The organism is Mycobacterium sp. NTMscope_Eco_3 (genome assembly GCF_976985685.1).
Genome location: NZ_CDRJYZ010000001.1, coordinates 909,116 through 933,173, shown reverse-complemented (window position 1 = coordinate 933,173; position 24,058 = coordinate 909,116). Strand labels below are relative to the sequence as shown.

General features: G+C 67.1%; 17 protein-coding genes. 7 read left to right on the top strand and 10 right to left on the bottom strand.

The window, feature by feature from the left end:
• Positions 1 to 62: 62 nt before the first annotated feature.
• Together AC0KTM_RS04460 and AC0KTM_RS04455 are read right to left on the bottom strand one after the other, a co-directional pair.
• Positions 63 to 1,202, bottom strand: a complete 1,140-nt coding sequence (locus AC0KTM_RS04460) for an acyltransferase family protein (protein WP_225329976.1) — start codon at positions 1,200 to 1,202, stop codon at positions 63 to 65.
• Positions 1,199 to 2,902 carry a DEAD/DEAH box helicase gene (locus tag AC0KTM_RS04455; RefSeq protein WP_225329977.1) on the bottom strand — a complete coding sequence of 568 codons (1,704 nt, stop codon included), beginning with the start codon at positions 2,900 to 2,902 and terminating at the stop codon, positions 1,199 to 1,201. The genes AC0KTM_RS04460 and AC0KTM_RS04455 overlap by 4 nt, the downstream gene beginning before the upstream one ends.
• Positions 2,903 to 3,001: 99 nt before the next feature.
• On the opposite strand from AC0KTM_RS04455, the gene AC0KTM_RS04450 reads away from it, so the two are divergent.
• Positions 3,002 to 3,604: an LppP/LprE family lipoprotein gene (locus AC0KTM_RS04450; RefSeq protein WP_225329983.1), complete on the top strand. Its 603-nt coding sequence runs from the start codon at positions 3,002 to 3,004 to the stop codon at positions 3,602 to 3,604.
• A gap of 60 nt (positions 3,605 to 3,664) precedes the next feature.
• Entirely contained in the window at positions 3,665 to 7,087 is a 3,423-nt protein-coding gene (locus AC0KTM_RS04445) for a TM0106 family RecB-like putative nuclease (protein WP_472415049.1), read from the top strand.
• Between the two features lie 5 nt (positions 7,088 to 7,092).
• Here AC0KTM_RS04445 and AC0KTM_RS04440 read toward each other — a convergent pair whose 3' ends face one another.
• Positions 7,093 to 9,102, bottom strand: coding sequence for an MFS transporter (locus AC0KTM_RS04440; protein ID WP_472415047.1), 2,010 nt, complete (start codon positions 9,100 to 9,102; stop codon positions 7,093 to 7,095).
• A 273-nt stretch (positions 9,103 to 9,375) separates the two neighbouring features.
• Here AC0KTM_RS04440 and AC0KTM_RS04435 point away from each other — a divergent pair, with 273 nt between their 5' ends.
• The 4 genes from AC0KTM_RS04435 (at position 9,376) to AC0KTM_RS04420 (ending at position 15,995) form a co-directional block, all read left to right on the top strand.
• Entirely contained in the window at positions 9,376 to 10,155 is a 780-nt protein-coding gene (locus tag AC0KTM_RS04435; protein ID WP_225329980.1) for a hypothetical protein, read from the top strand.
• Between the two features lie 184 nt (positions 10,156 to 10,339).
• The gene (locus AC0KTM_RS04430) at positions 10,340 to 14,074 is read left to right on the top strand and encodes a multifunctional oxoglutarate decarboxylase/oxoglutarate dehydrogenase thiamine pyrophosphate-binding subunit/dihydrolipoyllysine-residue succinyltransferase subunit (RefSeq protein WP_238958106.1); all 3,735 of its coding nucleotides are present in this window, start codon (positions 10,340 to 10,342) and stop codon (positions 14,072 to 14,074) included.
• Between the two features lie 131 nt (positions 14,075 to 14,205).
• Positions 14,206 to 15,033 (top strand): SDR family NAD(P)-dependent oxidoreductase, encoded by an 828-nt coding sequence (locus AC0KTM_RS04425; RefSeq protein ID WP_225330231.1) that lies wholly within the window; start codon positions 14,206 to 14,208, stop codon positions 15,031 to 15,033.
• 110 nt (positions 15,034 to 15,143) lie between these two features.
• Complete coding sequence (locus tag AC0KTM_RS04420) at positions 15,144 to 15,995, top strand: SDR family NAD(P)-dependent oxidoreductase (protein ID WP_472415045.1); 852 nt, start codon at positions 15,144 to 15,146, stop codon at positions 15,993 to 15,995.
• A gap of 59 nt (positions 15,996 to 16,054) precedes the next feature.
• On the opposite strand, the gene AC0KTM_RS04415 is transcribed toward AC0KTM_RS04420, so the two are convergent.
• The 3 genes from AC0KTM_RS04415 to AC0KTM_RS04405 form a co-directional block, all read right to left on the bottom strand.
• Complete coding sequence (locus AC0KTM_RS04415) at positions 16,055 to 16,927, bottom strand: glycine betaine ABC transporter substrate-binding protein (RefSeq protein WP_472415043.1); 873 nt, start codon at positions 16,925 to 16,927, stop codon at positions 16,055 to 16,057.
• Positions 16,924 to 18,114, bottom strand: a complete 1,191-nt coding sequence (locus tag AC0KTM_RS04410) for an NAD(P)-dependent malic enzyme (protein ID WP_472415041.1) — start codon at positions 18,112 to 18,114, stop codon at positions 16,924 to 16,926. Before AC0KTM_RS04410 ends, AC0KTM_RS04415 begins: the two co-directional genes overlap by 4 nt.
• Positions 18,115 to 18,188: 74 nt before the next feature.
• Complete coding sequence (locus AC0KTM_RS04405) at positions 18,189 to 19,178, bottom strand: malate dehydrogenase (protein WP_472415039.1); 990 nt, start codon at positions 19,176 to 19,178, stop codon at positions 18,189 to 18,191.
• 178 nt (positions 19,179 to 19,356) lie between these two features.
• Between AC0KTM_RS04405 and corA the strand changes: the two genes are divergently transcribed.
• Positions 19,357 to 20,457 (top strand): magnesium/cobalt transporter CorA, encoded by a 1,101-nt coding sequence (corA, locus tag AC0KTM_RS04400; RefSeq protein ID WP_225330226.1) that lies wholly within the window; start codon positions 19,357 to 19,359, stop codon positions 20,455 to 20,457.
• Positions 20,458 to 20,542: 85 nt separating this feature from the next.
• Here corA and AC0KTM_RS04395 read toward each other — a convergent pair whose 3' ends face one another.
• From AC0KTM_RS04395 to AC0KTM_RS04380, 4 genes are read right to left on the bottom strand one after another with little or no spacing between them, the layout of a single operon-like run.
• Complete coding sequence (locus AC0KTM_RS04395; RefSeq protein ID WP_225330225.1) at positions 20,543 to 21,136, bottom strand: suppressor of fused domain protein; 594 nt, start codon at positions 21,134 to 21,136, stop codon at positions 20,543 to 20,545.
• On the bottom strand, positions 21,133 to 22,311 hold the full coding sequence (locus AC0KTM_RS04390; protein WP_238958111.1) for an ABC transporter ATP-binding protein: 1,179 nt from the start codon (positions 22,309 to 22,311) through the stop codon (positions 21,133 to 21,135). Before AC0KTM_RS04390 ends, AC0KTM_RS04395 begins: the two co-directional genes overlap by 4 nt.
• A gap of 4 nt (positions 22,312 to 22,315) precedes the next feature.
• Complete coding sequence (locus AC0KTM_RS04385) at positions 22,316 to 23,155, bottom strand: carbohydrate ABC transporter permease (protein ID WP_238958112.1); 840 nt, start codon at positions 23,153 to 23,155, stop codon at positions 22,316 to 22,318.
• Positions 23,145 to 24,050 carry a carbohydrate ABC transporter permease gene (locus AC0KTM_RS04380; protein WP_238958382.1) on the bottom strand — a complete coding sequence of 302 codons (906 nt, stop codon included), beginning with the start codon at positions 24,048 to 24,050 and terminating at the stop codon, positions 23,145 to 23,147. Before AC0KTM_RS04380 ends, AC0KTM_RS04385 begins: the two co-directional genes overlap by 11 nt.
• Positions 24,051 to 24,058 lie beyond the last annotated feature (8 nt).

Genomic DNA, 24,058 nt, shown 5'->3' with positions numbered 1-24,058 from the left:
CGGATGCCCTTTCCTCAAGTTGAACTTAGGTAAGGGTAACCTATCTTTGTCGATCTGTGGGCTCAGTCGCGGACGCGCGTGAAACGGTGCAGCAGCCATGCCAACGGGATCGTCAGCACCAGCGTCGCGATGAACAGGTACAGCATCGGCCCGGTGTAGACGCGCGCGCCCACCACGTAGTCCATCGCGAATTCCATGGTGATCAGGTGGATCAGGAAGATTTCGTAGGAGATCTCCCCCAGCCACACCATGGGGCGGCTGGCCAGGAGCCGCGAATACCATCCGTGGTCCCCCAGCGCCAGCGGCGCCACCGCCAGCGCGGCGATCACGGCGTAAAAACAGGTCTTGAACAACGCTTCGCTCAGGGTTGCCGGGGAGGTGGTGGGCGCGCCGGCGATGGGAGTGGAGACGATGAAATAGCTGATGATCGCCAGCGGGATGGCCACGAACCCGTAGCCGCGCACACCCATCTCTTGCAACACCGTGAGCATCATGCCGGCGAGGAACCAGGCCAGGTAGGTAGGCAGCCATAGCCGGGCACCGTCGGGAAACCAGTGATCGGTGTGCACGAGAACCAACCACGCCGGGCTGATCAACAGCATCCCCGCCAGGGCGCCCAGCACCAATTTCGGCTGCCACTGCCGCCGGCAGATCAGCACCAGCAGCAGGTAGGCCAGCAGCGGAAGGATGACGTAGAACGAGGCCTCCACGGCCAGGCTCCACATCTGGGTCAGCCCCTGGTGCAGATACTTGCCCAGGTAGCCGTTGCAGTAGATCTGGGTCAGCGTCAGGTTGCGCGCCAGCCCGAGCCACGAGTGTCCGGGGTTTGGCCCCGCCTCGCGGTAGTGATACAGCACGTAGGCGAACAGCACGGTGATGACGTAGGCGGGCATGATGCGCCGAACCCGGTGCCACGCATAGCGACTCAGCGACGGCGGCGGGCCACCCGTTGCGGCGGATTTCACCCACGGACGGAACAACAGGTAACCGGAGAGCACGAAGAAGATCGGCACCCCGATCTCCATCCGGGAACCGACCAGGCCCCAATAGCCGTGTGTGTATTTGCCGGTGGTGTAGGCCGCGTGGGTGCCGACGACGAGCAGCGCGGCGACGGCGCGGACGCCGGTCAGCGAGGCGACGCGGTCGACGCGGGAGGTCTGCTCGAGCCCGCCCTGGGCGTCCTGTTCTTCAGACAGCGTCATCCGCCGTGTTTCCTGCGCGGTTTCCCGCCGTCGCGGCCGCCGCGGGCCTTGGCGGAGGACCTGTCCGGCTGAAGGTTGATCAACACCCCCGAAATGCGGGTCTGCTCAAGCCTTTTGAACGTCGATTGGGGCAACTTGGCCGGCAGTTCCACCAGCGAGAAATCCGGCCCGATCGAGATGTGGCCGAAATCGCTGCGATGCAGCCCTCCCTCGTTGGCGATGGCGCCCACGATCGCCCCCGGACCGATCTTGTGGCGCTTGCCCACCGCGATGCGGTAGGTGGCGAACGGCCGTGTCGACCTTGGCTTTTCGGGCCGATCGCGCCGTTCGGTGCGCCGCTCGCGTCGCTCGGGCGGAGGTTCGGGTGCCATCAGGAACGCCTCGCCGTCGCGGGACTGCAAGGCCAGCGCGGCGGCGATATCGGCCATCGGGGTGTCGTGCTCGCGTTCGTAGTCCTGGACCAGCTTGCGGAACAGGTCAATGCCGGGGGCCCCGAGCGCGTTGGTGATCGAATCGGCGAACTTGGCCACCCGCTGCGCGTTGACGTCCTCGACGGTGGGCAACTCGGTTTCGGTGAGCGTTTGCCGCGTGGCCTTTTCGATCGCCTTGAGCAGGTGGCGCTCTCGCGGGGAGACGAAGAGCAGCGCGGTTCCCGAACGTCCGGCCCTGCCGGTGCGCCCGATCCGGTGCACGTACGACTCGGTGTCGTGCGGGATGTCGTAGTTGAGCACGTGCGAGATCCGCTCCACGTCGAGCCCGCGCGCGGCCACGTCGGTGGCAACCAGGATGTCGATGCTGCCGTCCTTCAGGGCGGCGACGGTCCGCTCGCGCTGCGCCTGGGCGATGTCGCCGTTGATGGCGGCCGCGGAGAAACCTCGCGCCCTGAGCTTTTCGGCGACTTCCTCGGTGGCCTGTTTGGTCCTGACGAAGATGATCATCGCTTCGAACGGCTCGACTTCGAGGACCCGGGTCAGCGCGTCCATCTTGCGGGGGCCGGCGACCTGGATGTAGCGCTGCGAAATGTTCTCGGCGGTAGCGGTTTTCGCCTTGGTGCTGACCTCGAGCGGATCGTGCAGGTACTTGGTGGTGAGCTTTCGGATCGCGGGCGGCATGGTCGCGGAGAACAAAGCCACCTGTTTGTATTCCGGGGTCTCGGACAGGATGCGGTCGACTTCTTCGGCGAAGCCCATGGTGAGCATCTCGTCGGCCTCGTCGAGCACCAGGTAGTCGACGTGGGACAGGTCCAGCGTCCCCCGTTCGAGGTGGTCGATCACCCGACCGGGCGTCCCGACCACCACGTGGGCGCCGCGGCGCAGCCCGGCCAGCTGCACGCTGTAGGACGAGCCGCCGTAGATCGGCAGCACGTTGATCTTGGGCAGGTGGGCACCGTACCGACTGAACGCCTCGGCAACCTGCAGGGCCAGTTCCCGGGTCGGGGCGAGCACCAGGGCCTGGGTGGCGTTGCTGGTGACGTCGATTTTGGACAGGATCGGGATCGCGAACGCGGCGGTCTTGCCGGTGCCGGTCTGCGCCAGTCCGACGACGTCCGAGCCCGCCATCAGCGCCGGGATCGTCGCGGCCTGGATGCCGGTGGGTGATTCGTAACCGACGTCAGCGACCGCCCGCAGCACCGAAGGGTGGATCTGCAGGTCGGCAAACGTCGGAGAGGCAGCCCCGGTCGAGCTGTCTGAGAGGGTCATCGCCCAAGGAGTCTAGTGGTGACCGGCCGTCCGGCGGTCCGCGTGATCATCAGCACAGCCGAGCGGGGCCCGGCCACGCCTGCCACACCCGCGGAGCCGATGACGGTACGGTGCGTCGATGTGTGGTCGCTACCGTGTCGTACCGAGCCACTGACCTGCTCGGCCGCTGTTGCATTAATCGCCATCACCTTGACCGGCTGCGGTTCAGGAGATTCCACCGTCGCAAAGACACCGCAGGCCAGGACGTCGGAAACCCCGTCGATCACTGCCCCGGCCACGCCGTCGCCGGCTGCCCAGCCCGGCAACGCGCCACCGGCCGATCCATGCGCGGTCAATCTCGCCTCGCCCACCATCGCGAAGGTGGTGTCCGAACTGCCGCGCGACCCGCGCAGCCAGCAGCCGTGGAATCCCGAGCCGCTGGCCGGCAACTACAACCAGTGCGCGCAGCTCTCGGCGGTGATCATCAAGGCCAACACCAACGCGGTCAGCCCGACCACCCGCGCGGTGCTGTTCCACCTCGGCCAATTCATCCCGCAGGGTGTCCCCGACACCTACGGCTTCAACGGCATCGACCCGGCGCAAACCACGGGCGACACCGTGGCGTTGACCTACCCGGGCGGGATCAAGGGCTTGAACACCGACGTGAAGTTCCATTGGAACGGCAACGCGGTCGAACTGATCGGCAATACGCCCGGGCACTGATCCCGGGCACGCCCGCCCAGCGCGACCATCCTGTCGGAGCCCTGTCCTACAGTGGCTCCAGTGTTCGTGACCGGCGACAGCATCGTTTACAGCGCGTCGGACCTTGCCGCCGCCGCCCGCTGCGAATTCGCGCTGCTGCGGGATTTCGACGCGAAACTCGGCCGCGGCCCGGCGACCGCGATCGAGGACGAACTGCTCACGCGGACAGCCGCCCTCGGCGACGAGCATGAGCGGCGCGAGCTCGCCCGATTGCGCGAGCGGTTCGGCGATGAGGTCGCGGTCATCGGCCGCCCGGCGTACACGCCCGCCGGGCTGGCGGCGGCCACCGACGCGACGCTGCGCGCCGTCGCCGACCGCGCCCCCGCGGTGTATCAAGCCGCGATGTTCGACGGCCGCTTCCTCGGATTCGCCGACTTCCTAGTGCGTGACGGCGAGCAGTATCGGGTCGTCGACACCAAGTTGGCCCGCTCCGAAAAGGTGACCGCGCTGTTGCAGCTCGCCGCCTACGCCGACGCGCTGGCCGCCTCGGGCGTGCCGGTCGCGCCGGAGGCCGAACTGCGGCTCGGTGACGGAACGGCCGTGCGGCACCGCGTCTGCGACCTGGTCCCGGTCTACCGTTCGCAGCGGGCGCGCCTGCAGCGGCTGCTCGTCGACCACTATGCGAGCGGCGCCGCGGTGCGGTGGGACGACGAAAGCGTGGCCGCCTGTTTTCATTGTCCGTTGTGCCTCGAGCAGCTACGGGCCGCCGACGATGTGCTGCTGGTCGCCGGCTTACGAGTAAGCCAGCGGGACAAGCTGTTCCATGCCGGCATCACCACCGTCGCCGAACTGGCCGCCCACAACGGACCCGTGCCCGGGCTTGCCCCCGGTGTCGTCGCCACGTTGACGACTCAGGCGAAACTGCAAGTGCGCCAACGCGACACAGGCGTGGCGCAGGTCGAGGTCATCGACCCACAGCCGTTGGCGCTACTCCCCGAGCCGGACCCCGGCGATCTGTTCTTCGACTTCGAAGGCGACCCGCTGTGGACCACCGACGGCCGCGAGTGGGGCCTGGAATACCTGTTCGGTGTCCTGGAGGCCGGCCCGACGGGCACGTTCCGCCCGCTGTGGGCGCACAACCGGACCGATGAACGCAAAGCACTGACCGATTTCTTGGCGATGGTGGCCAAACGGCGCAAGCGCCGCCCCAACATGCACATCTACCACTACGCGCCCTACGAGAAGACCGCGTTGCTGCGGCTGGCCGGGCGCTACGGCGTCGGCGAGGACGAAGTCGACGAACTGCTGCGCAGCGGCACGTTGGTCGACCTTTACCCGTTGGTGCGCAGGAGCATTCGCGTCGGCGCGGAGTCATTCAGCCTCAAGGCGCTCGAGCCCCTCTACATGGGGTCCCAACTGCGCGCGGGGGACGTGACCACCGCGACCGATTCGATCACCTCCTACGCACGGTATTGCGAACTGCGCGCAGAGGGCCGGGGCGACGAGGCCTCGTCCGTGCTCAAGGAGATCGAGGACTACAACCACTACGACTGCCGGTCGACTCAGGAATTGCGTAACTGGCTGCTGCTGCGCGCCTATGAATCCGGCGTCGTACCGATCGGCGCCCAGCCCGTGGGCGACGGCAACACCGTCGAGGACCGCGACCCACTGGCGGTGACGCTGTCGGCGTTCACCGGGGCTGCCGGCATCGACGAGCGCACCCCGGAGCAGACGGCGGTGGCGTTGGTGGCCGCCGCACGCGGCTACCACCGCCGCGAGGACAAACCGTTCTGGTGGGCGCATTTCGACCGGCTGAACTTCCCCGTCGACGAATGGGCGGACAACACCGATGTTTTCGTCGCCGAGGACGCGTCCGTCAGCGTCGACTGGCACACCCCGCCCCGCGCGCGCAAACCGCAGCGACGCCTGCAGTTACACGGCGAGCTGGCCCGCGGCGACCTGAAGAGCGACGTCTTTGCGCTGTACAAACCGCCGGCGCCGCCCGGCATGACCGACAGCCCGGACCGACGGGCGGCCGGACGGGCCACGGTCCTCGAAGCCGACGACCCGGCGGTGCCCACCACAGTGATCGTCCTCGAACGAGTTGGCGGCGACGGCAAGCCATTTCACCAGCTGCCCTTCGCGCTGACCCCCGGCCCGCCGATTCCCACCACGGCGCTGCGGGAGTCGATCGAGGCGACCGCCGCAGCACTGACCGACGGACTCCCGCGCCTACCCTGCAGCGCCATCGTCGACGTCCTGCTGCGCCGCGCGCCCCGCACGCGCAGCGGCACTCCCCTGCCGCGCGGCACCGACGCCTCGAACATCACAGCCGACATCACCGCCGCACTACTCGATTTGGATTCGTCGTACCTGGCGGTGCACGGGCCGCCCGGCACCGGCAAGACGCACACGGCCGCGCGAGTGATCCAACACCTGGTCACCGAGCGCGGCTGGCGCGTCGGCGTCGTCGCGCAATCGCACGCCACGGTGGAGAACCTGCTGGACTGCGTGATCGACGCCGGCCTGGATCCGCAACGGATCGCGAAGAAGCGCAACGACCACCAGGCTCCGCGCTGGCAAGAGATCGACGGCAGCGCGTACGCCGCGTTCCTCGCTGACACGCCGGGTTGTGTGATCGGCGGCACCGCATGGGATTTCGCCAACGCCAACCGGATACCGCCGGGCAGCCTGGATCTGCTGGTGATCGACGAGGCGGGCCAATTCTGTCTGGCCAACACCATCGCCGTGGCTCCGGCCGCCGCGAATCTGCTGCTGCTCGGAGACCCCCAACAGTTGCCGCAAGTCAGCCAGGGCACCCATCCGGAGCAGGTGGACACGTCCGCGCTGGCTTGGCTGGTCGACGGTCAACGGACGCTGCCCGACGAACGTGGCTACTTTCTGGACCGTTCCTACCGGATGCACCCGGCCGTCTGCGCCGCTGTGTCCTCGCTGTCCTACGAAGGCAGGCTGCATTCGGATGAATGCACCGCCGCCCGCCGCCTGGACGGGTATGGGCCGGGTGTGCGGCTGCTTTCGGTTGAGCACCAGGGTAATTCGACCGAAAGCCCGGAGGAGGCCGACGCGATCGCCGCCGAGATCGGGCAACTGCTCGGCGCGCCATGGACCGATGAGCACGGCCGCCGGGCATTGACGGCCGCCGATGTGCTGGTGCTGGCACCCTACAACGCGCAGGTGGCATTGCTGCGTCGCCGGTTGAGCTCTGCCGGGCTCGGCGGTGTGCGGGTGGGGACCGTCGACAAGTTCCAAGGCGGCCAGGCGCCCGTGGTGTTCATCTCGATGACGGTTTCCTCCACGGACGTGGTGCCACGCGGAATGTCCTTCCTGCTCAACAGGAATCGACTCAACGTGGCGGTCAGCCGGGCGCAATACGCAGCGGTGATCGTGCGGTCGCCGTCGCTGACGGACTACCTGCCCGCCACGCCCGCGGGCCTGACCGACCTGGGCGCATTCTTGGCGCTCACCCAACCCGATCTGCGCTGAGGCGCCTAATTTCCCGACGAGTGCCGGCCGTAACCGGTGGGATCGTCGTCGGGATCGGCGCGGTGGTGGTGACCTCGCAGCGAGTCGCCCTCGGTGAAGTGGTGACCCGCCGGACCCCTGTGGGGGCGGCGCGGCGGTCGGGTAAACCGCTCCACCGGCGGGCTGGGCTTGACCGAGAGTCGCACCGCCACCTGACGGAGGCGCCTGCCGCTGTCGACATGAGAGCCGTTGTGGGCAAAGCCAATTGGTTGCGCCGGCGCTACCGGCTCGTCGAACACGCTGTGCGACGAATCGGCCGGGCCCCGCGACCGCGGGCCGGCGGGAGGGGGCCCCGCATTAGCCCTCTCCCCCGACGGCGGCCCGCCGCGCTCGACATCGGATTCGCGTTGGAGGAGCAATTCGACGTACTCGTCGTCGTCATAGTCGTCGTCGACGATGTCATCGTCGTCGGGCCCGAAGGGATCGCCGCCTCGGCCGGTGCGCGACCAGGGGGCGAAGCCCACCAAGAACAGGGCGGCGATGATCCCGAACAACGCGATGAACGCGGGCAACAGCACCGACTGCGACATCGCGACCGCAAACGGTTCGCGCAGAAACGGGGGCAACTGCAACGCGATGGCGTCCTCGTCGACGCCCCCACCGGACGGCCGCCGCGGCATCTCGGCACTGATCCGCCAGGTCATGAATGCGGCCATGCCGGCGCTGCCGAGCACCGCGCCCAGCTGCCGGACCGAGTTGTACACCGCAGAGCCCGCACCGGCCAGCTGCGCGGGCAGGTTTCGCGTCGCGGTCGCGGTCAGCGGCGACCACACGAACGCCATCCCCACGCCCATCGCGAAGAACGGCAACACCAGCCGCCAGATCGGCGTCGTCGGCGCCATCTCGAAGGTGAGCCAGGTCAGCGCGATCGCCAGCACCGAAAAACCGAAACCGAGCACCGGCCGCGGATGGTAGTTGTCGACGATCTTGCCGACGAACGGCGCGAACACCCCGTTGGCGATCGCCATCGGCGCGATCAGCAGGGCCGAGCGCGTCGGCGACAGCCCGCAAACAGCCTGCGCATAAAACGTCAGCGGCAGCATCATCGCCGTCGCGGCGAACGAGACGATTGCCACCCCGACGTTGCACAGGCTGAAGTCGCGGTCACCGAAGATCACCAACGGAATCAGCGGTTCGTGGGGGTTCGCCGACTGCCAGAAGACGAACACCGTCATGAACCCGAAGCCCGCGACGATCAACGCCCAAATCCACGGCTGCCAGTGCGCGGCCTGCCCCTGCTGCAGCCCGAACACGATCAGGAACATGCCCACCGCGGACAGGCCCACCCCGATCAGATCGAACCGGTGTGACTGGGTGGGCAACACCGGGATCAGCCAATACGCCAACGCCAGCCCGATCACCCCGATGGGGACGTTGACGAAGAAGATCCACTCCCAGCCCAGCCCGTCGACCAGGACACCGCCGGCCAGCGGGCCCACCAGGCTGGCGACTCCCGCGGTGGCGCCCCACAAGCTCACCGCGATGCCGCGCCGTTCCGGCGGGAAGATCCGGGTGATCGTCGACAAGGTTTGCGGGGTGAGCACGCCCGCTCCGATGCCTTGCACGACGCGGGCCGCGATCAGCATGGCGGCGCTGCCCGACAGTCCGCACCACACCGAGGAGATAGTGAAGACCACCAGGCCGATCAGGTACAGGTTCTTGGGGCCGAACCGGTCGCCGAGGCGACCCGCCACGAGCAACACGACGGCATAACCCAGCAGGTAGGCGCTGGTCACCCAGACCACGGTGTCGTAGCCGATGCGCAGGTTGGCCATGATGGTCGGGTTTGCGATCGCGACGATGGTCGAGTCGACCATGATCATGAAAAAGCCGATCATCATCGCCCAAAGCGGGTTCCAGGGGTTCTGTGAGTGCGGCGAGCTCCGGGTGATGAAATCCCAGCGATGGGCGGCCCGCGCCGGCCCGGAACCCGCACGCCCCTCACCCTCGGGCGTGCGGGGCGCAGCCGTGGTCATCCACCCCACCTCGTTTCGCTCCCGACGATGCCGTTTACGCCGCATCGGCCCGTCTGGTCGACCGGCCTGAACTGCCAGGTCATCGACCGCGCGCACGGCGAACCGTTCACCACGACGACCGACCAACGGCACGGCCGTCGCAGACATCCAGCCTGCATTATTCCCGGCGGCGCAAGAGGGCCGGCAGCCACGGATCCGGTGGGGACAGATAACGCGTCAGGATGTGCCGCGGGCACGTTAGCCTGAAGGAACCCCATTTGCAGGAGAGACAGTATGCGGGCCCGACGGAACAGGTCGCGGAAGCGGTTTTTCAACATGGCCAACGCGGGAGAGGCGCCGACCGGCAAGGACGGTCGGCCCAAGATGTCCGCGCGGGCGTTGGCGCAGGTCATCGAGCGCAGCTCGCGGATACAGGGCCCCGCCGCCGAGGCTTATGTGAACCGGCTGCGCAACGCCGATCCCGAGGCCAGCCCGGCGGAGATCCTGGCCAAGCTGCAGAAGCGTTACGTGGCCATCGTGACGGCCGGCGGCGTTGCGGTTGGGGCCGCGGCGACCGTCCCCGGAATCGGCACGTTGAGTGCCCTGTCCGCGGCGGCCGCGGAAACGGTGACGTTCCTCGAGGCCACCGCGTTCTTCGTGTTGGCGGTCGCGGTGGTCCACGACATTCCGGCCGATCACCGCGAACGACGCCGCGCCCTGGTGCTGGCGGTGCTCGTCGGTGACAACAGCGAGCACGCCGTCGCGGAGCTGCTCGGTCCGCGGCGCACCAGCGGCGGCTGGATTTCCGAGAGCCTGGCCGCGCTGCCGCTGTCGTCGATGTCGGGACTGAACTCGCGACTGCTCAAGTCGTGGGTCAGGAAGTACACCGTGCGGCGGGGCGCCCTGTTGTTCGGCAAACTGCTGCCGGTCGGGATCGGGGTCGTGGTGGGGGCAGTGGGCAATTACCTCGCCGGCAAGAAGATGGTCCGCAACGCCAAGCGGGCGTTCGGCGCCCCACCCGCGCGCTGGCCCCGCGCCCTGCATCTGGTGCCCCCGGTCCCCGAAGCCGGCTGACCCTCCCCGAGGCCCCCCGGTCCGCCTGGCAGATTGGTGGCGAGAGGTTAGCCTTTATAGGGCGGAAGCAATGCGTGCCGCCATGGCTATGAGGTGCTCGGCCCGCCGGGGCCGACGAGGGTGCTGCCGCGCAATAGCGCTGCGGTGACCCTGTAGGACAAAGGGATTGAGGCGAACTGCGGTCGTGAGCAACATAAGTTCACCATTCGGTCAGAACGAATGGCTGGTCGAGGAGATGTACCGCAAGTTCCGCGATGACCCCTCGTCGGTGGATCCGAGCTGGCATGAATTCCTGGTCGACTACAACCCCGAGCCCACCGGCGAGGCGGCGCCCGCGGCCCCGACCAGCGGCGATGGCCGGCCGGCCGCGGCCCCCGCGCCGGCGAAGCCGGCCCCGGCTCCCGCCCAAAGCCCCAAGCCCGCGCCCCCTTCCAGCACGACACCCCCCGTCAGCACGGCCGCCGGCAACGGGGTCCCGGCGCGGCCCGCGCCGGCGAAGGCCGCCGCTCCCCCGCCGGCCGAAGGCGACGAGTTGCAGACGCTGCGCGGCGCCGCGGCGGCCGTCGTCAAGAACATGTCGGCGTCGCTGGACGTGCCGACGGCGACCAGTGTCCGCGCCGTCCCCGCCAAGCTGCTGATCGACAACCGGATCGTCATCAACAACCAACTCAAGCGCACGCGCGGCGGCAAGATCTCGTTCACCCACCTGCTCGGGTACGCGCTGGTGCAGGCGATCAAGAAGTTCCCGAACATGAATCGGCACTACGCCGAGGTCGACGGCAAACCCACCGCCATCACCCCGGCGCACACCAACCTCGGCCTGGCCATCGACCTGCAGGGCAAGGACGGCAAGCGTTCTCTGGTGGTGGCCGGCATCAAGGGCTGCGAGACCATGCGGTTCGCGCAGTTCGTCACCGCCTACGAAGACATCGTGCGACGGGCCCGCGACGGCAAGCTGACCGCCGAAGACTTTGCCGGCGTGACGATTTCGCTGACCAACCCGGGCACCATCGGCACCGTGCACTCGGTGCCGCGGCTGATGACGGGCCAGGGCGCCATCATCGGCGTCGGCGCCATGGAATATCCCGCCGAGTTCCAGGGCGCCAGCGAGGAACGCATCGCCGAGCTGGGGATCGGCAAGCTGATCACGCTCACGTCGACCTATGACCACCGCATCATCCAGGGCGCGGAATCCGGCGACTTCTTGCGCACCATCCACGAGATGCTGCTGTCGGACGCCTTCTGGGACGAGATCTTCCGCGAGCTGGGAAACCCCTATCTACCGGTGCGCTGGAGCACCGACAACCCGGACTCGATCGTCGACAAGACCGCCCGGGTGATGGAGTTGATTGCGGCCTACCGCAATCGGGGCCATCTGATGGCCGACATCGACCCGCTGCGCTTGGACGGCAGCCGGTTCCGCAGCCACCCCGACCTCGAGATCCTCAACCACGGTCTGACGCTGTGGGATCTGGATCGGGTGTTCAAGGTCAACGGGTTCGCCGGTTCCGAATACAAGAAGCTGCGCGACGTGCTGGGTCTGCTGCGCGATGCCTACTGCCGTCACATCGGCGTGGAGTACACCCACATTCTCGAGCCCTCGCAACAGGAATGGCTGCAGCAGCGTGTCGAGACCAAGCACGTCAAGCCGACGGTGGCCGAGCAGAAGTTCATCCTGAGCAAACTGAACGCGGCGGAGGCCTTCGAAACCTTCCTGCAGACCAAATACGTTGGGCAGAAACGGTTTTCACTTGAGGGTGCGGAAAGCATCATTCCAATGATGGATGCGGCGATCGACCAGTGCGCCGAGCACGGGCTCGACGAGGTGGTCATCGGGATGCCGCACCGCGGCCGGCTCAACGTACTGGCCAACATCGTCGGCAAGCCGTACTCACAGATCTTTTCCGAGTTCGAGGGCAACCTCAACCCGGCGCAGGCACACGGCTCCGGAGACGTCAAGTACCACCTGGGCGCCACCGGCGTATACCTACAGATGTTCGGCGACAACGACATTCAGGTTTCGCTGACCGCCAACCCGTCGCACCTGGAAGCCGTCGACCCGGTGCTGGAGGGCCTGGTCCGGGCCAAGCAGGACCTGCTGGACCGGGGCGCCGAGGACCAGGGCGACGACAAGGCCTTCTCGGTGGTGCCGATGATGCTGCACGGCGATGCGGCGTTCGCCGGTCAGGGCGTGGTCGCCGAGACCCTCAACCTGACCCACCTGCCCGGTTACCGCGTCGGCGGCACCATTCACATCATCGCCAACAACCAGATCGGCTTCACCACCGCGCCGGAGTACTCGCGGTCCAGCGAGTACTGCACCGATGTCGCGAAGATGATCGGGGCGCCGATCTTCCACGTCAACGGCGACGACCCGGAGGCGTGCGCGTGGGTGGCCAAGCTGGCCGTCGACTTCCGGCAGGAGTTCAAGAAGGACGTCGTCATCGACATGCTGTGCTACCGCAAGCGCGGGCACAACGAAGGCGATGACCCGTCGATGACCAACCCCGCCATGTACGACGTCGTCGACATCAAGCGCGGAGTCCGCAAGAGCTACACCGAAGCCCTGATCGGCCGCGGCGACATCTCGATGAAGGAAGCCGAGGACGCCCTGCGCGACTACCAGGGCCAGCTCGAGCGGGTGTTCAACGAGGTCCGAGAGCTGGAGAAGCACGGCGCGCTGCCGAGCGAATCGGTGGAAGCCGACCAGATGCTGCCCGCGGGCCTGGCCACCGCGGTGGACAAGGCGTTGCTGGCCCGTATCGGTGACGCATTCCTGGCGCTGCCCGAGGGCTTCACGGCGCACCCGCGGGTGCAGCCGGTGCTGGAGAAGCGCCGGGAGATGGCCTACGAGGGCAAGATCGACTGGGCCTTCGCCGAGCTGCTGGCGCTGGGCTCGCTGGTGGCCGAGGGCAAGCTGGTGCGGCTGTCGGGGCAAGACACCCGGCGCGGCACCTTCTCGCAGCGGCACTCGGTGATCATCGACCGCAACACCGGTGAGGAGTTCACGCCGCTGCAGCTGCTGGCGACCAACCCCGACGGCACCCCCACCGGCGGCAAGTTCCTGGTCTATGACTCCCCGCTGTCGGAATACGCCGCGGTCGGCTTCGAGTACGGCTACACCGTGGGCAACCCGGACGCCCTCGTCCTGTGGGAAGCCCAGTTCGGGGACTTCGTCAACGGCGCGCAGTCGATCATCGACGAGTTCATCAGCTCCGGTGAGGCCAAGTGGGGCCAGTTGTCCAACGTGGTGCTGCTGTTGCCGCACGGCCACGAAGGCCAGGGCCCCGACCACACCTCGGGCCGGATCGAGCGCTTCCTGCAGCTGTGGGCGGAGGGTTCGATGACGATCGCAATGCCCTCCACGCCGTCCAACTACTTCCACCTGTTGCGGCGGCACGCCCTCGACGGCGTGCAGCGGCCGCTGATCGTGTTCACGCCCAAGTCGATGCTGCGCAACAAGGCGGCGGTCAGCGACGTCAAGGACTTCACCGAGATCAAGTTCCGCTCGGTGCTCGAAGAGCCGACCTACGAGGACGGCATCGGTGATCGCAGCAAGGTCAGCAGGGTCCTGCTGACCAGCGGCAAGCTCTATTACGAGTTGGTGGCCCGCAAGGCCAAGGACAATCGGGACGACGTGGCGATCGTGCGGATCGAGCAGCTCGCTCCGCTGCCGAAGCGCCGGCTGGGCGAAACGCTGGACCGCTACCCGAGCGTCAGGGAGTACTTCTGGGTTCAGGAGGAGCCCGCCAACCAGGGCGCGTGGCCGCGCTTTGGTCTGGAATTGCCCGAGCTGCTGCCCGACAAGCTGACCGGGCTCAAGCGGATTTCCCGGCGGGCGATGTCGGCTCCGTCGTCGGGCTCGTCGAAGGTGCACGCCGTCGAGCAGCAGGAGATCATCGACACCGCCTTCGGCTAGATCGACGAACGTCGACTTGGTTGGGCGGAGACGCCCGGATTCGCGCAACTGCTCGACGTTCACACCCGACGAGAGCGGTACCGCCGGTACCGGCTAGCCTCGACGCAAACGGGCCAACAGGAAGGGTGCTCATGCAAGGGTTCGCCGGCAAGGTCGCGGTGGTGACGGGTGCGGGTTCGGGTATCGGGCAGGCACTGGCGCTGGAACTGGCTCGCTCGGGAGCCAAGGTGGCCATCAGCGACGTCGACCTCGAAGGCCTGGCCCACACCGAGGAGCAGCTGAAGGCGATCGGTGCGCAGGTCAAGGCGGATCGCCTCGACGTGACCGAACGTGAAGCGTTCCTGGCCTACGCCGACGCGGTTAAAGAGCACTTCGGCAAGGTCAACCAGATCTACAACAACGCCGGGATCGCCTTCACCGGTGACGTCGAAGTCAGCCAGTTCAAGGACATCGAACGCGTGATGGACGTCGACTTCTGGGGCGTCGTCAACGGCACCAAGGCTTTCCTCCCGCACCTGATCGCCTCCGGCGACGGACACGTCGTCAACGTCTCGAGCGTGTTCGGGCTTTTCTCCGTGCCGGGGCAGGCGGCCTACAACTCGGCCAAGTTCGCCGTCCGCGGCTTCACCGAGGCGCTGCGGCAGGAGATGGTGGCGGCCGGCCACCCGGTGGCGGTGACCACGGTGCACCCGGGCGGCATCAAGACCGCGATCGCGCGCAACGCCACCACCGCCGAGGGCCTCGACCAGGCCGAGCTGGCCAAGTTGTTCGACAAGCGGCTGGCCAAGACCACCCCGCACCGCGCGGCCCAGATCATCCTCGACGCGGTGCGGAAGAAGAAGGCGCGGGTGCTGGTCGGGGTGGACGCCAAGGTGCTGGACATCTTGGTTCGCCTGACGGGTTCGGGGTATCAGCAGCTGTTCGGGCCCGTCATGGGCCGGCTGCTGCCCAAGCAGTGATCGATCTCTCAGTGCGGCGCGGCCGCATGTTCACCATTTCGCCCTGCGCTAGCCACCGCCGCTGGTAACGATTAGCGTCAACGCGTCAAGCCTGGTCGAGGGAGTATTGCATGGATGGGTTCGCCGGCAAGGTCGCCGTGGTCACCGGCGCGGGTTCGGGCATCGGCCAGGCGTTGGCGGTGGAGTTGGGGCGCGCCGGTGCCAAGGTGGCGATCAGCGACGTCGACACCGCGGGACTGGCGCAGACCGCCGAGCAACTGGCGGCGATCGGCGCGCCGGTCAAGTCCGATCAGCTCGACGTGACCGAGCGCAGCGCCTTCCTGGCTTACGCCGACGCGGTCAACGAGCATTTCGGTGCGGTCAACCAGATCTACAACAACGCCGGCATCACGTTCATCGGATCCATCGAGGACAGCCGGTTTAAGGACATCGAACGCGTGATTGACGTCGACTACTGGGGCGTCGTCAACGGCACCAAGGCTTTCCTCCCGCACCTGATCGCCTCCGGCGACGGACACATCATCAACATCTCGAGCGCGCTCGGCCTGTTTTCGGCGCCCGGCCAGGCGGCATACGTCTCGGCCAAGTTCGCCGTCCGCGGGTTCACCGAGGCGCTGCACCAGGAGATGGCGCGCGCCGGTCACCCGGTGCGGGTGACGACGGTGCACCCGGGCGGCATCAAAACCGCGTTCGCCCGCAACGCCACCGGCGTCGAGGGGGTCGACCACGCCGAGCTGGCCAGCCTCTTCGAGGAACAGCAGGCCAAAACCACCCCGGAACGGGCGGCTCAGCTCATCCTCGAAGGGGTGCGCAAGAACAAGGCCCGGGTGCTGGTGGGGCCGGACGTCAAGGCGATGGACCTGGTCGTGCGGCTGACGGGTTCGCGACCGGAGCTGCTGCTGGGTGGGCCCATCATGGGCCGGCTTCAGCAGTTTGTGCACCGGTTGATGCCCAAGCGCTGACCCGGTCGATGAGCGCGTGAATACGCGCGAAGAGAGCCGGGGCACATCAGCCCTGACGTTCAGCGCCCCAGCGGGTGCTCGGCTAACCAGCCCGCCGCCACCGCCTGCGGGTCGGCGCCCGCACCCACCTGCCGGCGCATGTCGACCAGGGCGGCGGTGTCCAGCACGCCGGCCACTTCGTTGATCGCCAACAATTGCCGGTCGCTGAGCGCGTTGCGACGATACAGCGGCACCACGTTCTCGGCCCGAATCAGTGTGGGTTTGGCGTCGGCCAGCGCGACCAGGCCGGCGTGCGCGCCGGGATCGGCGGTGGTCGTCCATCCCGCGGTCAGCTGTCCGGCCGCGACCGCCGCGAACATCGTTGTGCCATCCGGGAATTCACGCGGGGCGGGAAGGCGGCAGGGGCCGATGGCCGACGGCGGCCGTTGACCGGCGACGGCCCCGACGACGAGGCCGGCACAGTGTTGCGGCAGCGTGCTCAAGTCCGCACTGACATCGCTGCCGCCCCACGCCTTGGCGGTGGCTCGGCTCACCAGCAGCACGGGTTTGTCCTCGGCGGCCGTCGTGTAGTCGCCCGCCACGATGCCCTCGGGCAGCGCGGCGATCATCGCGCGGTAGACGTCTTTGTCGGACATCGCCGTCGCACCGGGCTGCAGGGCCTGCAACACCCGGCCGGTGAAGGCGGGAACGACGGTGACGGCGCCCGAATCCAATTGGCCCTTCGGGTCGGCGGTCGCCTGGAACCGCGCGCCAAATCCGTAGGACCGCAAGGCCGCCACGTAGATGTTGGCCAGCAGCGTCGACTCGGCGTCGGACCGGGACCCGACCACCACTTCCGCGCCGGCGCGACGATCGCCCGCGGTGTCGGTCGCGCAACCGGAAACAGCGATTAAGGCGGCGAGCAGCGGTGCCGCCAGCCTGCCGATCCTCACCCCGTGGTGTCGGACGCGATCGCCACGGCCGCGGCGACCGCTTCCCCGACGCGCAGGTCCAGCGGGCTGGGGACGATCCGGTCGGGAGCAAGGTCGTCGCTGACGACGGAGAAGATCGCCTCGGCCGCGGCGACCATCATCTTCTCGGTGATCCGGCGGGCACCGGCGTCCAGCGCACCGCGGAACACCCCGGGGAATGCCAGCACGTTGTTGATCTGGTTTGGGAAGTCGCTGCGACCGGTGGCCACCACCGAGGCGTACTTGGCCGCGATTTGGGGGTGGATCTCCGGATCCGGGTTGGACAGCGCGAACACGATCCCGTTAGGGGCCATGGTGGCGATCATCTCTTCGGGGACCACGCCGCCCGACAGACCGAGAAACACGTCGGCGTCCCGCAGGGCTTCCGCCGCGCTGCCGGACAGCCCGTCGGGGTTGGTGCGCCGCGCCAGAGCCGCCTTGACGTCGTTCATGTCGTCCCGAGCGGTGTGCAGAATCCCGCGCGAGTCGAGGACGGTGATGTCCGAAACACCCATCACCATAAGGAGATTGGTGCACGCGACGCCGGCCGCCCCGGCCCCGGAAACCACCACCTTCAGCGAGTTCATGTCCCGGCCGAGCAGCTTGCTGGCACCCATGAGCGCGGCCAGCACAACGATGGCCGTGCCGTGCTGGTCGTCGTGCATCACCGGGCAGTCCAGCGCCTCGATGGCTCGGCGTTCGATCTCGAAGCAACGCGGCGCGGCGATGTCCTCGAGGTTGACGGCGCCGAACGTCGGGCGCAGGCGCACCAGGGTTTCCACGATCTCGTCGGGATCCTTGGTGTCCAGCACGATCGGGATGGCGTTCAGCCCGCCATACGCCTGGAACAGGGCGCACTTGCCCTCCATGACCGGCAACGACGCCGCGGGCCCGATGTCGCCCAGGCCGAGCACCGCGCTGCCGTCGCTGACCACCGCCACCAACCGGTTCGCCCAGGTGTAGCGGGCCGCTTGAGCGTGGTCAGCGGCGATCGCACGGCTGACCTGCGCCACACCCGGGGTATACGCGATGGACAAAGCGCGCTGCGTGTCCAGCGGGGACGTCAGGCCTACCGAAAGCTTCCCGCCGACGTGTGCCTCGAAGATCTCCTCGTCGGTGATCGCGCCATGCTCGGCCTGCGTCTGTATCGATTCAAGCAATTCGGACACGGGGTTCAGGGTACTGACTACCCATTAGTAGGCCTAATTGGTGACGTGGGTCATACCGAGCGCGAAGCGCCGAGCTAGATCAGCTTGAGATCCGTGACCGCGGTGCGCTCCTCGACCAGCTCGGCGGTGGTCTTGTCGATGCGGCCCTGGGAGAACTCGTCGATCTCCAGGCCCTGCACGATCGACCAGTTGCCGTCCTTGGTGGTCACCGGGAACGACGAGACGATGCCCTCGGGCACGCCGTAGGAGCCGTCGGAATAGACGGCCATCGACACCCAGTCGCCCTCCGGGCTGCCCAGCAGCCAGGACCGGGCGGCGTCGACGGTCGCCGACGCGGCCGACGCGGCCGAGGACGCGCCGCGGGCGTCGATGATGGCCGCGCCGCGCTTGGCGACGGTCGGGATGAAGTCGTTCTCGATCCAGGCCTGGTCGTTGACCACCTCGGCGGCGTTCTTGCCGCCGACCTCGGCGTGGAAGATGTCGGGGTACTGGGTGGCGGAGTGGTTGCCCCAGATCGTCACCTTCTTGATGTCGGTGACAGCGGCACCGGTCTTCTTGGCCAGCTGCGAGATGGCCCGGTTGTGGTCCAGGCGGGTCAGCGCCGAGAACCGCTCCTTGGGGATGTCGGGGGCGTTGCTCAACGCGATCAGCGCGTTGGTGTTGGCCGGGTTGCCGGTCACCCCGATGCGGACGTCGTCGGCGGCGACGGAGTTGAGCGCCTTGCCCTGGGCGGTGAAGATCGCGCCGTTGGCCTCCAGCAGGTCGCTGCGCTCCATGCCCGGGCCGCGCGGCCGCGCCCCGACCAGCAAAGCCAGGTTGACGCCGTCGAAGATCTTGTTCGCGTCCGCGCCGATCTCGACACCGGACAGCAGCGGGAAGGCGCAGTCGTCCAGCTCCATCACGACGCCCTCGAGCGCCTTGAGAGCGGGCTCGATCTCAAGGAGACGCAGCTCGATCGGGCGGTCGGGGCCCAGCAACGAGCCACTCGCCAGGCGGAACAAGAGGCTGTAGCCGATCTGGCCGGCGGCGCCGGTGACGGCGACCTTGAGAGGACTTGCGCTCACGTCGATGTACTCCTTGTGGAGAAGGTCGTGCAGATTCGGGTTTCGGCTCGAAACTAGCGCACCCTTTTCCGACCGCGTCCTCCGGTCCGCTACCAGGGCTGATCGTCAGGCTTTGAACAGCCGGGACGCGTAGCATGGAGCACCGCCCGGTCGGACCTGTGCTGCGTGGGAGGTGGATGTGTTCCAAGGATTCGACGCACTGCCCGAAGCGCTTCGGCCGCTCGCGCAGGAACCGGAGCCGCAGCCGAGCGCCGACCCTCGACCCCCCAAGGAAACGCTCGTTGACTGCGCCGTCTACGCCGACGGCCACCGGCTGCCCGGCAAGATCGATTACGCCGCGTCCCTGGACAAAGTGCGCGAGATCGAAACGCTGGGCCACGAAGGGTTCGTCTGGGTGGGTCTGCGCGAACCCAGCCAGGCCCAGATGCAGGAAGTGGCCGACGTGTTCGGGCTGCATCCGCTGGCCGTGGAAGATGCGGTGTGCGCCCATCAGCGCCCCAAGGTGGAGCGCTACGACGACACGCTGTTCCTCGTCCTCAAGACCGTCAACTACGTCCGCCACGAATCGGTGGTGCTGGCCCGCGAGATCGTCGAGACCGGCGAGATCATGGTCTTCGTCGGCCGCGATTTCGTGGTCACGGTCCGCCACGGTGAACACGGCGGGCTGTCCGAGGTGCGCAAGCGGATGGACGGCGACCCCGAGCAGATGCGGCTGGGCCCCTTCGCGGTGATGCACGCGATCGCCGACCATGTGGTGGACCACTACCTCGAGGTGAGCAGTCTGATGTTGTCCGACATCGACAGCATCGAGGGCCTGGCGTTCGCTCCGGGCAGCAAGATCGACGTCGAACCGATCTACCTACTCAAACGCGAGGTCGTCGAGCTCCGGCGGTGCGTCAACCCGCTGTCGGCCGCGTTCCACCGGATCCAGGTGGAGAACAAGGACGTGATCTCCAAGGAACTTCGGCGCTATCTGCGCGACGTCGCCGACCACCACTCCGAGGCCGCAGACCAGATCGCCAGCTACGACGACACGCTCAACTCGTTGATCCAGGCGGCGTTGGCCCGCGTCGGGATGCAGCAGAACAACGACATGCGCAAGATGGCGGCCTGGGCCGGCATCCTGGCGGTGCCCACCATGGTCGCCGCCATCTACGGGATGAACTTCCGCTTCATGCCCGAGCTGAATTGGACGTGGGGCTACCCCGGGGTGATGGCCGTCATGGTCGTCGTCTGCCTGGTGCTGTATTTCCAATTCCGCAACCGCAACTGGCTCTGATGCTTTTTCGCCGAGCGTGTATCCACGGCGAAGAAATCGCAGAATTCTCGCCCTGAGTGCACGTTCGACGATGCGCTCAGCGCGGTCAGTTGGGTTGCGCGGCGGGGCGATTGGTGTTCAGCACGTCGACGCCGTCGTTGTCCCACGCCTGCCGCATCGCCTCGGCGCCTTTCAGCCGCACCCACGCCGCCTCGGTCGCGGTGATGGGCGTCGCCGACAAGAAGCGCACCGGGTCCCGGGGCGGTTCCAGTGGTAGATCCGCGATCTCGCTGCGGCCCAGCAACACCGCGGTGAACGGCACCTTCCGCGACGGCGACGCCCACAGCGGGGAGCCGAGGTCGATCAGCGCATCGGCACTCAGCACGGCACCCTCGACGGCCGGAGTTGCCGCCAGTATCGCGATGCTGCGGGCGATTCCGGTGATCGGGCCGGGATCGCGCAATTGCAGGACGATTTCGGCGCGCGGGCCGCGCACCGGGTCGGCGACATCCAGGGTCGGTTCGGTCATCGGGTGGCGCGAGCAGCCCAGCGAGACGTAATGGACCAGCCCGCTTGTCTCGCGGAATCGCAGCACTTCGATGGTTTCGGTGCCCAGAAATGTCACGCTCGCCGAGTCGGGTTCGAGGTCGCCGAAGTGAGCGCGTACATGCGCACGCACCTGCTCCAACGGCTGGGTCACCGCGGCTCCGACGGCGCGATGGTCAGGTTGGCCCCCGAGTCGGCGTCGAAGACAACGAGCCGTGTCGTGTCGAACGCCAACTCGATCGACTGCCCGATGACCGCTTTGGATTCTGCGGGAACCCTTGCTACGAACTGGTTTTCGTGCGCGTCTCCCTCGGCGGCAAGGTCGTCCAGTTGAGCCGAGTGCGCGGCCCATGCCGCCGTGGAGAAGTACACGTACTTGTCAGCGCCCAGCGATTCGACCAGGTCGACCTTCACCTCGAAGGTCAGCGCCCTGATGCGCTGGTACCCGTCGATCAACGCGGCGTCGGACAGGTGCTCGGGCCGCACACCCACGATGACGCTGCCCGGTGTCGGATGCTGAGCGATCACCTCCCGGACTTCCGGTGTCAGCATCACCTCCCCGAAGGGGAGCGTCAACCCGATGGGGGTCAACGTGGCGGGGAAGAAATTCATCGCCGGCGAGCCGATGAAGCCCGCGACGAACAGGTTGGCCGGGTGTTCGTAAAGCTCGTCGGGGGTGCCGATTTGCTGTGCGACGCCCGAATGCATCACCACCACTCGGTCGCCGAGGGTCATGGCCTCGGTCTGATCGTGGGTGACGTAAACGGTGGTCGTACCCAGCCTCTTTTGCAGCCTGGCGATCTCGCCACGCATCTGGACGCGCAGTTTGGCATCCAGGTTGGACAGGGGCTCGTCCATCAAAAACGCCTTGGGATGACGCACGATGGCGCGGCCCATCGCCACCCGCTGCCGCTGCCCACCGGACAACTGCGAAGGCTTGCGGTCCAGAAACTCGGTCAGGTCAAGGGTTTTGGCGGTCTCGGCGACCTTCTGCGCGATCTCGGGCTTCGGCATCTTCGCCAGCGTCAACGGGAACGCGATGTTTTGCCGCACCGTCATGTGCGGGTACAGCGCATAGGACTGGAACACCATCGCGATATCGCGGTCTTTGGGCGCTTTCTCGTTCACCCGTTCGCCGCCGATGCGCAGCTCTCCCGAGGAGATATCTTCAAGCCCCGCAATCATGTTCAGCGTCGTGGTCTTACCGCAGCCCGACGGGCCTACCAGGATCAGGAATTCACCGTCGGCGATGGTGATGTTCAGGTCCTGCACCGCCACGGCGCCGTCGGGATAGCTCTTGGTGACATGGTCCAGCACAATCTCGGCCATCGCGTCATCCCTTCACAGCGCCGGAGGTCAACCCGGCGACGATTCGTCGTTGGAAGATTAGAACAAAAGCGATGATGGGAACGGTGATCACCACGGCCCCGGCCGCGACCGATCCGGTCGGCTCCTCGAACTGTGAACTGCCGCTGAAGTTCACGATCGCCACCGGTGCGGTGATGGCGGCTTTGGTGGCGGTCAGGGTCAGCGCCAGCAGCAGATCGTTCCAGGCGAAGATGAACACCAGGATCGCGGCGGTCACCACGCCGGGCGCCGCCAGGGGGACGATCACCTTGCGGAACGCCTGAGCCGGCGTGGCGCCGTCCATTGTCGCCGCCTTCTCCAAATCCCATGGGATCTCGCGGAAGAACGCCGACAGCGTGTAGATCGCGAGCGGCAGCGCAAACGTGATGTAGGGCAGGATCAGGCCCGGCCAGGTGTCGAACAGGCCGATGAAGCGTTCGATGTTGAACAACGGTGTGACCAACGAGATCGCGGGAAACATGGTGATCAGCAGGGTGGCGCCGACCAGCGGTCGCTTGCCCGGAAAATCCAGGCGCGCGATCGCATAGCCCGCCATCGCCCCGAGAGTTACCGCGATCGCGGTGGTGATCAACGCGATCCCGACGGAGTTGATCAGTGCCGAGCTGAAGAAGTCGCCGCGAAAGATGCCGCGATAATTGTCCAGGGACATCGACGACGGAATCAGCTTGCCGTCCTTGACCGTTGACGTCGGCTTCAGGGAGAGGCTGAAGATCCACAACACCGGAAGCAGCGCGTACACCACGACCACGATGTCGATGACCGCCCAGATCGCGGTGCGCCGCGCGCCCTGCCCGTCAACGACCATCGACGTCACCACCGGGCGCCGCCGCGCCGAAGACCTTGATGAACAGTAGGGCGATGAGGCCCACGCAGAAGAAGATCAGCACGCTGATCGCCGAGCCGAGCCCGACGTTGAACCCCTTGAACAGGTTGTCATAGCCCAGGATCGAGACCGAATCGGTGTTGTTGGCGCCATTGGTCAAGACGTAGATGTTGTCGAAAATGCGGAAGGCGTCGAGTGTTCGGAACAGCAGGGCGACCACTACCGCCGGCTTGATGATCGGCATGATGACTCCGGTCAAGCGGCGCCACGGGCCGGCGCCGTCGACCTGCGCGGCCTTCAGCAGATCCTCTGGCACCAGCGCCAGCCCGGCCAGCAGCAGCAGCGCCATGAACGGTGTCGTCTTCCAGACCTCGGCGATCACGACGATGGCCAGCGACGGGATCTGAGCGGTCAGCGGCGCACTACCATGCGGCAGCAGGTTGGCCAGATAGCCCGTCCCCGGGGTCCAGGCGTAGTACCAGCTGTACGACGCGACCACCGTCACGATGCCGTACGGGATCAGGATCGCGGTGCGCACCAAGCCCTTTCCGACGAGGGTGCGGTGCATCACCAGCGCCAGCGCCAGGCCGAGGACGAATTCGAGGGACACCGAAACCACGGTGATGCCCAGGGTGACCGCCAGCGCGGTCCACCAATACCGATCGGTCAGGATCGTCACGTAATTGCTCAGGCCGATGAACGCGGTGTCGTCGGGGACGGCAAGGTTGTTGCGCTGCAGGCTCAACCACACGGCGTAGCCGATCGGATATGCCGTCACCGTCAGCATCAGGATCGCCGCCGGGGCGGCGAGTAACAAAGCCAATCGCTGTTCGGAGTGCTGATTCCGGGTCCGCAAACGCGATGCGACGGAAGGCAGTCGGGCCG